This is a genomic window from Paracoccus alcaliphilus (genome assembly GCF_028553725.1).
Lineage (GTDB): Bacteria > Pseudomonadota > Alphaproteobacteria > Rhodobacterales > Rhodobacteraceae > Paracoccus > Paracoccus alcaliphilus.
Genome location: NZ_CP067127.1, coordinates 97,796 through 110,438, shown reverse-complemented (window position 1 = coordinate 110,438; position 12,643 = coordinate 97,796). Strand labels below are relative to the sequence as shown.

The 12,643-nt window shown below is 69.4% G+C and carries 3 protein-coding genes (1 of these 3 only partly in view); all 3 read left to right on the top strand.

The window, feature by feature from the left end; genetic code table 11:
• Tightly spaced (each overlapping or abutting the next), the 3 genes in view from JHW40_RS22725 to JHW40_RS22715 form a layout consistent with a single transcriptional unit that may run on beyond the window.
• On the top strand, positions 1-3,195 hold the end of the coding sequence (locus tag JHW40_RS22725) for a non-ribosomal peptide synthetase (protein WP_272849154.1). Its footprint begins 3,288 nt before the window's first position; the window shows 3,195 of its 6,483 coding nt (coding positions 3,289-6,483); its start codon lies beyond the left edge, outside the window; the stop codon is at positions 3,193-3,195.
• A complete protein-coding gene (locus JHW40_RS22720; protein WP_272849153.1) occupies positions 3,144-7,508 on the top strand; it encodes an amino acid adenylation domain-containing protein in 4,365 nt (1,454 codons plus the stop codon). Before JHW40_RS22725 ends, JHW40_RS22720 begins: the two co-directional genes overlap by 52 nt.
• Positions 7,412-12,643 carry a non-ribosomal peptide synthetase gene (locus tag JHW40_RS22715; RefSeq protein ID WP_272849152.1) on the top strand — a complete coding sequence of 1,744 codons (5,232 nt, stop codon included), beginning with the start codon at positions 7,412-7,414 and terminating at the stop codon, positions 12,641-12,643. The genes JHW40_RS22720 and JHW40_RS22715 overlap by 97 nt, the downstream gene beginning before the upstream one ends.

The window sequence follows — 12,643 nt, the reverse complement described above, 5'->3', positions numbered from 1 at the left end:
GCAGCCGCCCTGCGCGCCGCCCTTGCCGATATCACCACCCGGCACGAGGTTCTGCGCACGATATTCCCGAACGACGACACCCCGGTGCAGCAGGTCCTGCCCGCCTCGGATCCGGCGGCCAGCCCCGACTTCACCCTGCGCGAGATCACCCCCGAGGCGCTGGCCCCCGCGTTGGAGGCCGAATCCGCCCATGTCTTCGACCTTTCGCAGGATCTGCCGCTGCACAGCGTGCTGTTCCGGTTGTCCGGGGACGAGCATGTTCTGCTGCTGGTTCTGCATCACATCGCGGGCGATGGCGCATCGCTGGCGCCACTGGCTGCGGATCTGGCCGAGGCCTATCGCGCCCATCTGAACGGCATTGCCGCCATCCTGCCGCCGCCGACGGTGCAATATGCCGATTACGCGCTGTGGCAGCGCGATCTGCTGGGCGATGCCGCCGATCCCGACAGTCTGGCGGCGCGTCAGGCCGGTTTCTGGGCCGAGACGCTGACAGGTGCACCGCAACAGGTGACCTTGCTGCCCGACCACCCCCGCCCCGCCGTCGCGGCCCATCGCGGCGCGCGGATCCCGCTCGGCATCGATGCGGCGGCCCATCAGGCGCTGGATGCGCTGGCCAGCCGACACGGTGCGACCATGTTCATGGTTCTGCACGCGGCCCTTGCCATGACGATGCAGCGGTCGGGCTGTGGTGACGACATCGTCATCGGCACCGCCCTTGCCGGACGGCAGGACGATCTGTTGCAGGACATGGTCGGCTTTTTCGTGAACACGCTGGCATTGCGCAGCCGGATCGACGCCGACCGGTCAATGGCCGACCTGCTGGACGGCGTCCGCGATGCCGACCTGTCCGCCTTCGACAATCAGGACCTGCCCTTCGACCAGATCGTGGACCGGCTGGTCCCGGATCGCTCGCTGGCGGTCAACCCGCTGTTCCAGGTCTTTCTGGTGTTGCAGAACGCGGCACCCGCCGCCCTGTCCCTGCCCGGCCTGTCGGTCGAGCTGATCGACAGCGGGCTGGATGCCGCCAAGTTCGACCTGACCCTCGATCTGGCCGAAAGCCGCGATCAGGCGGGCCGTGCTGCGGGTATCGAGGGCGTGCTGCAATATGACGCCGACCTGTACGAGCCCGACACCGCCCGCCGCTTCGCCGCCCGGTTCCGGTGCATCCTGCATGCGCTGGCCCGGCTCAGCGACCAGCCGCTGCGCGACATCCCGATGGCGGATCAGGACGAAACCGCGCTGCTGCGCGATTTCGGCAAGGGCGCGCCGGTGGCCGGGGATCTGGCAGGGCAGGATTTCTTCAGCCTGATCCAGACCGCCGCCGGGCGAAACCCCACAGCCCCGGCGCTGGATGATGGCCAGCAGGTGGTCACCTTTACCGATCTGATCCGGCGCGTCGAGGACTGCGCCTCGGGCCTGCTGGAACACGGCGTCAGGCCCGGCAGCCGGGTTGGCGTCATGCGTCACCGCTCGGCCGATGCGATCGTGGCGATGCTGGGCATCATCCGCGCAGGCGGGGTCTATCTGCCGCTGGACCCGAACTATCCGCAGGACCGGCTGGACTGGATCGTGTCGGATGCCCGGCCCGTCCTGATCTTGGCCGAACCCGCCACAAGCGGCCGCCTGCCGGCAGGCGACGTGCCCGTGCTGAGCGATCTGCCCGCAGCCAGCTGTGCCCTGCCGCCCCTGCCGCGGCTGAGCGATCCGGCCTATGTGATCTATACGTCCGGCTCGACCGGGCGGCCCAAGGGCGTGGTGCTGACCCATGCCGGTCTTGCCGGACTGGTCGGGGGTCAGCGAGAGGCCTTCGGCATCACCCCCGATGCGCGGGTGCTGCAATTCGCCTCGCCCAGCTTCGACGCGGCGATCGCCGAGATCATCGTGACACTGGCATCCGGCGCGACACTGGTGCTGGCCGATAGCGGGGACATGGCGCCCGGTGCCCCTCTGGCCGATCTGGTCCGGCGGCGCAGGGTCACCCATGCGACCCTGCCGCCGGTGGTGCTGGCCGCGATGCAGCCTGCCGACATGCCCGGCCTGACCCATCTGATCACCGCAGGCGAGGCCCTGCCCCCGCATCTGGCCGCGATCTGGGGCGAAGGCCGCCATCTGGTCAACGCTTATGGCCCGACCGAAAACACCGTCTGCGCCACCATGTCCATCCAGCCCTTTGGGGGGCTGTCCGCGCCGATCGGTCGCCCGATCACGGGCACCGATATTCACATCCTCGACGCTTCCCTTCAGCCTGTTCCCGTTGGTGTTGTGGGCGAGTTGTATATCGCGGGCTCTGGTCTGGCGCAGGGTTATCTGAATCGGCCCGACCTGACCGCCGAACGCTTCGTCGCCAATCCCTTCGGCCCCGGCCAGCGGATGTATCGCTCGGGCGATCTGGCGCGGTGGCGCGAGGATGGGCAGGTCGAGTTCATCGGCCGCGCCGACCAGCAGCTCAAGATCCGCGGCTTCCGCATCGAGCCCGGCGAGATCGAGGCCGCCATCGCCCGCGCAGGCCATCCGCAATCCGCCGTCATCGCGCGTGAGGACCGCCCCGGGCAGAAGCAGCTGGTGGCCTATGTCATCGCCCGCGATCTGGATCGCGACGCGCTGCGCGGAACGCTGGCCGCTGAACTGCCCGACTATATGGTGCCCGCCGCCTTCGTGGCGATGGAGGCCTTGCCGCTGACCCCCAACGGCAAGCTGGACCGCCGCGCCCTGCCCGAACCCGAAGCCAGCACCGGACCCCGCCGCGCGCCGCGCAACCGGACCGAGGCCACGCTGGCCGCCCTTTTCGCCGAGGTGCTGGGCACCACCGAGATCGGCATCGACGACAGCTTCTTCGCGCTTGGCGGCGATTCCATCTCGTCGATCCAGCTGGTCGCACGCGCCAGAAAGGAGGGCATCACCCTGACCGCAAGGCAGATCTTCCAGCACCCCACCATCGCCGCCCTGGCCCCGCTGGCCGGGACCCCGGCCGCCCCGCCCGCCGAGGTGCTGGGCACCACCGAGATCGGCATCGACGACAGCTTCTTCGCGCTTGGCGGCGATGGTGGGGTGCTGGAAGATCTGCCTTGCGGTCAGGGTGATGCCCTCCTTTCTGGCGCGTGCCCGCCCATGATCCGCAGGTCTTCGAGCAGGCCTTGGGCGACATGCTGGAACTGCATCACGCGCTGCGCCTGTCCACCGCGGGCGGCACCATGACCATCGCGCCGCCACGCAGCATCCGCGCCCGCGACTGCCTGACGGTGCTGGCCCCGGACGAGGACCCGACCGCCGCCGCCGAACGGGCGCTGGCCGAACTGTCGCCGCGCAAGGGCCAGATGCTGCGCGCCGTGCTGGCCCCCGATCCCAACCCCGATCCCGCGCGCCCCGATGCCCGCCTGCTGTGGCTGGCCATCCACCATCTGGCCATCGACGGCGTCTCCTGGCGCATCCTGCTGCCCGATCTGGCCGAGGCGGCCGGGGCCCGTGCGGAAGGGCGCAAACCGGATCTCGATCCGGTGCCGGTCTCGTGGCGCGACTGGGCCATCGCCCTGCCCGGGGCCGCCGCCGCGCGGCGCCACGAGCTGCCCTTCTGGCAGCAGATGACCCCCGATGCCGCCTGGCCCGCAGGCCCGCTGGACCCCGATCAGGACAGCTCTGACAGCCAGGGCAGCCTGATGCGCGAACTGCCCGCCGACATCACCCGCTGCCTGCTGACCCGCGCCCCCCAGCGCATCGGCGGCGGCGTGGGTGACGTGCTGCTGGCCGGTTTCGCCATCGCGCTGGCCGGCTGGCAGGCCGAACGCGGGCTGGACCCCGCCACCGCCGCCTTCGAACTGGAAGGCCATGGCCGCGAGCCGCTGCTGGAGGGTGCCGATCTCAGCCGAAGCATCGGCTGGTTCACCAGCCAGTTCCCGCTGCGCCTGTCGCTGCCCGATGCCGCGGTTCCGACCGATGACGACGCGCTGGACCGGCTGCTGAAATCGGTCAAGGACCAGCTGGCCCGCCTGCCCGGCAATGGCGTGGGTTACGGGTTGCTGCGCCATCTGGACCCCGAAGGCGCCGCCGCACTGGCCGAACAACCCGCCGCATGGGCCGGGTTCAACTATCTGGGCCGGTTCGATGCCGGTGATGCCGCCGCCGATGCCGGCTTCTGGCGCCCGGCCGAAGGCGCCATCGCCGCGCCCCGGCCGCCGCGCCCCCGGCCGCTGGCCCGGCTGATCGACCTCAATGCCGTGACCGAGGATCGCGCCGATGGTCCGGTGCTGGTCGCCGACTGGTCATGGGCCGCCCGGCATCTGGATCAGGCCGCCATCGCCGATCTGGCCGGGCGCTGGTTCGACGCGCTGACCCGCATCGCCGCGCTGACCGAGGCCCGGCCGGAACGGGTGCTGACCACCTCGGATGTGGCCCTGTCGGGGCTGGAGCAACCCGCCATCGACGCGCTGGCCGCCCGGATGCCGCTGGCCGATATCCTGCCGCTGTCGCCGCTGCAGCAGGGCTTCCTGTTCCATGACAGCTATGACGACGAGAGCGCCGCCTATATCGTGCAGATGGTCTTTCAGCTGGACGGCCCGCTGGACCCCGGCCGCCTGCGCGCCGCCATGCGCGCCCTGCTGGCGCGTCACCCCAACCTTGCCGCCCGCTTCGAGCTGATCGGCGAGCGCATGGTCCAGCTGATCCCCCGCCGCCCCGACCTGCCATGGCTGACCCACAGCCTGACAGGCCCCGACCCCGAGCGCGAGGCCGAACGCGACGCCATCCTGACCGCCGACAGAAACACCCGCTTCGACCTCAAAAACGAACCGCCAATCCGCGTAACCCTCATCCGCGAAAACAAAAACAAACACAAAATCGCAATAACAACACACCATATCGCTATCGATGGGTGGTCGCTGCCGGTCTTTCTGGATGAGCTGTTCGCCCTCTATGACGCGCCGGATGCCGAGCTGTCGCAGATGACGCCCTATGCCGATTACATCCGCTGGACCGCCTTGCGCCCCGACACCGAGGCGGATGACTTCTGGCGCGATCAACTGGCCGATCTGGAAGGCCCCACGCTGATCGCGCCCGATGCCGGCGGTCAATCCGCCGGGGTGACCCTGTCGCGAAAACTGGACGCGACGGCGACCGGGCAACTGGAAAGCCGCGCCCGCGATCTGGGGATCACGCTGAACGCGCTGATCCAGTCGGCCTGGGGGCTTTACCTGTCACGCCGCAGCGGCCAGCGCGACGTGATCTTCGGCACCACCGTTTCGGGTCGCCCCGCCGACCTGCCGGGGGTCGAGCGCATGGTGGGCCTGTTCATCAACACCCTGCCGCTGCGCCTGCGGCCCAAACCGGCGCAGCCTGTCTCGGAGTTTCTGCGCCAGACCCACGACCGGCTGTCCGCGACCCTTGAACATCAGCATGTCCCGTTGAGCAGGCTGCAACGGATCGCCGGACATGAGCAGCTGTTCGACACGCTGACCGTGTTCGAGAACTATCCTTCCGGCCCTGCGGATGGTGACGCCGCCGATGCGGCGCTGAGCGTCGAAAGGCACAGCCAGCATGGCGGCGATGCCACCCACTATCCGATGGGTCTTGCCGCCGTTCCGGGCGAGGCCCTCAGGCTGACACTCAGCTATCGCGGGGATCTGTTCAACGTCGAAGAGGCCGGTCAGGTGCTGGACAGCGTGGAAACCATCCTGCGCGGTCTTGCCGATCCGTCCGATCCGAAACTGGGCGAAATCGGCCTGCTGAACGACGCGGCCACCGACAGGGCGCTGACGGTGCTGCGAGGCGCCGAGCACCCGCGCAAGCGCCAGAGCCTGCCCGATCTGGTCTGCGAGGCGGCGCGTCATGCGCCGCATGCGACCGCCTTGATCTCTGCCGAGGGGCGGCTGGATTATGCCGGGCTGGAACGCGCCAGTGCCGTGCTGGCCCGGCGACTGGCCGGGGCGGGGGTCAGGCGCGGGCAGATCGTCGCCATGCTGCTGCCGCGTGGCATCGCCGCGATCACCGGCCTGCTGGCGATCATGCGCGCCGGGGCGGTCTATCTGCCGCTGGACCCCGATTATCCGCGCGACCGGATCGCTTCGGTGCTGGATGACGCCGCCCCGGCGCTGGTCCTGACCGATCGTCAAGGCGTCGCGCTGGCTTCGGGCCATCGCCACCTGCTGACGGATGACGACACGCCCTTCCCCCTGTCCGCCCCGGTCCCGCATCCCGAGGCCTCCGATCCGGCCTATGTGATCTATACGTCCGGCTCGACCGGGCGGCCCAAGGGCGTGGTGCTGACCCATGCCGCCGCAGTCAATGCGATCCTGTCGCGGGCCGAGCGTTACCCGCGGCCCGAGGTTTCGGTGCTGTTGCCGTCGCTGGCCTTCGATGCCTCGCTGGCGGTGATTTTCGGGGCGCTGGCAACCGGCTCGACGCTGGTCCTGCCCGAACCGGGGGCGGAAAAACAGCCCGCGGAACTGGTCCGGCTGATCGGGCGTCACGCGATCCGCGAATGGATCAGCGGTCCCGGATTGTGGCGTGCCGTGCTTGCCGAAGGCGCGGCCGACCTGAGCAGCCTGCATACGGTGGTGCTGGGCGGCGAGGCCATCCCCGCGTCGCTGATCGCGACGCATCGGCAATCGGCGACCGCGGATCTGTGGAACGAATACGGTCCGACCGAGGGGGCGATCTGGTGTGCCTCGGCGCAGGTGACCGCCGACGGCAAAGCCCAGAACATCATCGGCAAACCGATCAGCAACATGCAGTTCCTGATCCTCGACGCTTCCCTTCAGCCTGTTCCCGTTGGTGTTGTGGGCGAGTTGTATATCGCGGGCTCTGGTCTGGCGCAGGGTTATCTGAATCGGCCCGACCTGACCGCCGAACGCTTCGTCGCCAATCCCTTCGGCCCCGGCCAGCGGATGTATCGCTCGGGCGATCTGGCGCGGTGGCGCGAGGATGGGCAGGTCGAGTTCATCGGCCGCGCCGACCAGCAGCTCAAGATCCGCGGCTTCCGCATCGAGCCCGGCGAGATCGAGGCCGCCATCGCCCGCGCAGGCCATCCGCAATCCGCCGTCATCGCGCGTGAGGACCGCCCCGGGCAGAAGCAGCTGGTGGCCTATGTCATCGCCCGCGATCTGGATCGCGACGCGCTGCGCGGAACGCTGGCCGCTGAACTGCCCGACTATATGGTGCCCGCCGCCTTCGTGGCGATGGAGGCCTTGCCGCTGACCCCCAACGGCAAGCTGGACCGCCGCGCCCTGCCCGAACCCGAAGCCAGCACCGGACCCCGCCGCGCGCCGCGCAACCGGACCGAGGCCACGCTGGCCGCCCTTTTCGCCGAGGTGCTGGGCACCACCGAGATCGGCATCGACGACAGCTTCTTCGCGCTTGGCGGCGATGGTGGGGTGCTGGAAGATCTGCCTTGCGGTCAGGGTGATGCCCTCCTTTCTGGCGCGTGCCCGCCCATGATCCGCAGGTCTTCGAGCAGGCCTTGGGCGACATGCTGGAACTGCATCACGCGCTGCGCCTGTCCACCGCGGGCGGCACCATGACCATCGCGCCGCCACGCAGCATCCGCGCCCGCGACTGCCTGACGGTGCTGGCCCCGGACGAGGACCCGACCGCCGCCGCCGAACGGGCGCTGGCCGAACTGTCGCCGCGCAAGGGCCAGATGCTGCGCGCCGTGCTGGCCCCCGATCCCAACCCCGATCCCGCGCGCCCCGATGCCCGCCTGCTGTGGCTGGCCATCCACCATCTGGCCATCGACGGCGTCTCCTGGCGCATCCTGCTGCCCGATCTGGCCGAGGCGGCCGGGGCCCGTGCGGAAGGGCGCAAACCGGATCTCGATCCGGTGCCGGTCTCGTGGCGCGACTGGGCCATCGCCCTGCCCGGGGCCGCCGCCGCGCGGCGCCACGAGCTGCCCTTCTGGCAGCAGATGACCCCCGATGCCGCCTGGCCCGCAGGCCCGCTGGACCCCGATCAGGACAGCTCTGACAGCCAGGGCAGCCTGATGCGCGAACTGCCCGCCGACATCACCCGCTGCCTGCTGACCCGCGCCCCCCAGCGCATCGGCGGCGGCGTGGGTGACGTGCTGCTGGCCGGTTTCGCCATCGCGCTGGCCGGCTGGCAGGCCGAACGCGGGCTGGACCCCGCCACCGCCGCCTTCGAACTGGAAGGCCATGGCCGCGAGCCGCTGCTGGAGGGTGCCGATCTCAGCCGAAGCATCGGCTGGTTCACCAGCCAGTTCCCGCTGCGCCTGTCGCTGCCCGATGCCGCGGTTCCGACCGATGACGACGCGCTGGACCGGCTGCTGAAATCGGTCAAGGACCAGCTGGCCCGCCTGCCCGGCAATGGCGTGGGTTACGGGTTGCTGCGCCATCTGGACCCCGAAGGCGCCGCCGCACTGGCCGAACAACCCGCCGCATGGGCCGGGTTCAACTATCTGGGCCGGTTCGATGCCGGTGATGCCGCCGCCGATGCCGGCTTCTGGCGCCCGGCCGAAGGCGCCATCGCCGCGCCCCGGCCGCCGCGCCCCCGGCCGCTGGCCCGGCTGATCGACCTCAATGCCGTGACCGAGGATCGCGCCGATGGTCCGGTGCTGGTCGCCGACTGGTCATGGGCCGCCCGGCATCTGGATCAGGCCGCCATCGCCGATCTGGCCGGGCGCTGGTTCGACGCGCTGACCCGCATCGCCGCGCTGACCGAGGCCCGGCCGGAACGGGTGCTGACCACCTCGGATGTGGCCCTGTCGGGGCTGGAGCAACCCGCCATCGACGCGCTGGCCGCCCGGATGCCGCTGGCCGATATCCTGCCGCTGTCGCCGCTGCAGCAGGGCTTCCTGTTCCATGACAGCTATGACGACGAGAGCGCCGCCTATATCGTGCAGATGGTCTTTCAGCTGGACGGCCCGCTGGACCCCGGCCGCCTGCGCGCCGCCATGCGCGCCCTGCTGGCGCGTCACCCCAACCTTGCCGCCCGCTTCGAGCTGATCGGCGAGCGCATGGTCCAGCTGATCCCCCGCCGCCCCGACCTGCCATGGCTGACCCACAGCCTGACAGGCCCCGACCCCGAGCGCGAGGCCGAACGCGACGCCATCCTGACCGCCGACAGAAACACCCGCTTCGACCTCAAAAACGAACCGCCAATCCGCGTAACCCTCATCCGCGAAAACAAAAACAAACACAAAATCGCAATAACAACACACCATATCGCTATCGATGGGTGGTCCAATCCGATCATGTTGCAGGAACTGATGGCGCTTTATGACGATCCGCAGGTCTTCGACGGAAAGCCCGCGCCGCAATACCGCGACTATCTGGCGAAGATCATGGAGGCCGGCGAGGCAACCAGCATCGCCGCATGGTGCGACCATTTGGCTGGTCTCGACGCACCCACGCGGATCGCACCGGAATCCGACAGTATCCCGCAGCCGGAATTGTGCCACCGGATCATCGCTGCCGGGGACTGGCAGCGCCTTGCCGCAGCCGCGCAGGCGGCGGGGGTAACGCCGAACACATTGGCGCAGCAGGCATGGGCGATGGTGCTGTCGCACCTGACCGGGCAGACCGATGTCACTTTCGGCACCATCGTTTCCGGCCGCCCGCCCGAAGTCGCCGGGATCGAGGAAATGGTCGGCCTGTTCATCAACACCGTCCCGACGCGTATCCGGCTGTGCCCGCAGGAAACGCAATCCGCACTGGCGCAGCGGTTGCAGCGCGAGCAGACCGCATTGACCGGTCACCACTACGTCGCCCTGCCCCGCCTGACGCAGGAGATGCGGATGGGAGAGCTGTTCGACACCCTGCTGGTCTATGAGAACTATCCGGTCAGTGCCGCCATCGCGCAAGAGGACGCGCCGCAGGAGGCGCTGCGGGTCAGTGCCGCAGGCAGCCACGGCGCGGCGGTGACCCATTACCCATTGGGCATGATGATCGTTCCCCCGCAACCGGGCGAGGCGGCGAAACTGACGCTCAGCTATCGGGCCGATCTGTTCGGCGCGGAATATGCCGAACGGGTGCAGACACTGTTCGCCCATGCGCTGATGCTGCTGGCCGATGCGCCCGACCTGCCCGTTGCAGGGATCGGACTGGAGGACGCGCCACATGCGCCGCAAGGCCGCCCCCGCCGCGATCCACGCATGATCACCGATCTGTTTGCCGCGCAGGTGGCGCGCAGCCCCGATGCGACCGCGCTTGGCTCGGACGGCGGGCAGATGAGCTATGCCCGGCTTGACCGTGACAGCGACCGGCTGGCGGATCGCCTGATCCGGCTGGGCGTGCGGATGGGCGATATCGTCGGCATCTCGCTGCCGCGCGGACCGGAAGTCGCCATCGCCGTTCTGGGCCTGTGGAAGGCGGGCGCGGCCTATCTGCCGCTGGATCCCGCCTATCCCGCCAGCCGGTTGCAGCACATGCTGGGCGATGCACGCCCCCGGCTGATCGTCACCGATCCCGCCACCCGGCAGATGCTGCCTGCGGGCGACTGGTCGGCGGTCATGGTGCAGGAACCGCATCTGGAAGGCGCGGACGCGCAGGCCCTTTGGCCCCGGCGCAGGCTGATCGCCGACAGTCCGGCCTTCGTGCTGTATACCTCGGGTTCCACCGGCGCGCCCAAGGGCGTGATCGGCACCCACGGCACTGTGGCCGAACGGCTGAGCCTGCCGCTGCCCACGGCCGGTGACACGGGCGCGCGGGTCTATATCCACAAGACCACGCTGAATTTCATCGACGCGATCCACGAGCTGTTCCTGCCGCTGCTGCATGGCGACCGGGTCGAGATCGCGCCGCATGACGATCCGGGCGATGTGGAGGGAATCGCCCGCGTGATCGAGTCGCGCAACGTCAGCCGCATCGTGCTGGTTCCCTCGCTGCTGCGCGCGCTGCTGGAACTGCCCGATGCCGACAAGCGGCTGAAAAGCCTGCATCTGTGTATCTCCAGCGGCGAGGCGCTGCCCGGAGAACTGGCGGTCAGGTTCCGCAATCTGCTGCCACATGCGCGGCTGCTGAACATCTATGGCACCTCCGAGATGTGGGACGCCAGCGCCGCCGAGGCCGGGCGCGATCAGGAAGCCTCTTGCGCGGTGCCGATCGGTCAGGCGCTGGACGGTGTCGGCGCGACCATTCTGGACCGTTTCCTGCGGCCCGTCGCGACGGGTGTCGTGGGCGAACTTTACGTCTCGGGTCACGGGCTCGCGCAAGGTTATCTGAACCGGCCCGACCTGACCGCCGCGCGCTTAATCGCCAGCCCCGGCGGCAACGGGCAGCGGATGTATCGGACCGGCGATCTGGTACGCAGGCGGGCCGATGGCGGACTGGATTATCTGGGACGCGCCGATCAGCAGATCAAGATCCGCGGCTTCCGCATCGAAGTGGACGAGATCGCCGCGCTGCTGATGAAACAGCCCGGCATCCGGCAGGCCATTGCCGCAGCCGTCCCTTCGCCGCGCGGCGGTGCCGACCTGATCGCCTATGTCGTCGCGACCGATGGCGACACGCCGGATCCGCGCGGATTGCGGCAGGTGCTGGCGACGCATCTTCCGCGCAACATGGTGCCCTCGGCGGTGATGGTCGTGGACAGGCTGCCGCTGCTGCCCAACGGCAAGGTTGATCGCACGGCATTGCCACGGCCCGAAGTCCGGCCCTCGCGACCGGCCCGGACCGACCTGCAGGCGCGGCTATGCGCGGCCATGGCCGAGGTGCTGTCCCTTCCCGAAATCGGCATCGACGACGATTTCTTCGAACTGGGCGGGCATTCGCTGCTGGCGGCACGGCTGGCCGCGCGACTGCGCTTGCTGACCGGAAGGGCGGTCAGCGTCCGCGCGATCTTCGAGGCGCCCACCGTCCAGCAACTGGAGCTGCGGCTGAGCCAGGATGAGGAACGCTTCAGCGATGCGCCGGTGCTGACCTTCCCGCCCGTCGGTCCCTATGCCGGGCCCGCGCCCGAACCGCTGTTCTGCCTGCATCCCGCAGGCGGCATCGGCTGGTGGTATCGCAGCCTTCCGGCGCAACTGGGCCGTGGCCGCACCGTTCACGCCTTGCAGGGGCCGGAATTCTGCGACACCGGCAACCCCGCCACCATGGAAGAGGCCGCCGCCGAATACCTGCGCCGGATCGAGACCATCTGTCCCACCGGCCCGCTGCATCTGCTGGGTTGGTCCTATGGCGGCGCGCTGGCCTTCGAGATCGCGTTGCAGGCGCAGGCCCGGGGCCGGAACATCGCGACGCTGGCGCTGATGGATGCCTTCCTGCTGGCGGACCTGCCCGGCTTCGACCCCTCTGCCAACGACAAGAGCGCGGAACAGGTGCTGGCCGACCTGCTGGCCGTGACGGGCCGCCTGTCATCCGACTTCGACACCGACGCGCCCGACTTCCAGCGCGCCGCCGAGGCGCTGCATGGCACGATCCTTGGCGGGCTGGACCCGGCGATGCTGGAGCGTTTCGTACAGGCCAGCCGCGCCGATGTCGCGCGTCTGGGTCACTACCGCCCGGCAGGCCATTTCGATGGCAGGCTGATCTATTTCGACGCCGTCGGCGACCGGCAGGAACCCGATGGCAGCGGATCGGAACTGCTCGCCCGCCATGCTTCGGGCCTGAGCCGCCATCCGGTCGCCTGTCGCCATGACGAAATGGGACATCCGCAGCATCTGGCCACGATCGGCCGGCTGCTGTCCACCGAGTACGGGCTGTGA

What these genes read in the sequence shown, in the direction of transcription:
- JHW40_RS22720 (WP_272849153.1), top strand. Translation starts at nt 3,144, where the DNA reads ATGCTGGAACTGCATCACGCGCTGCGCCTGTCCACCGCGGGCGGCACC.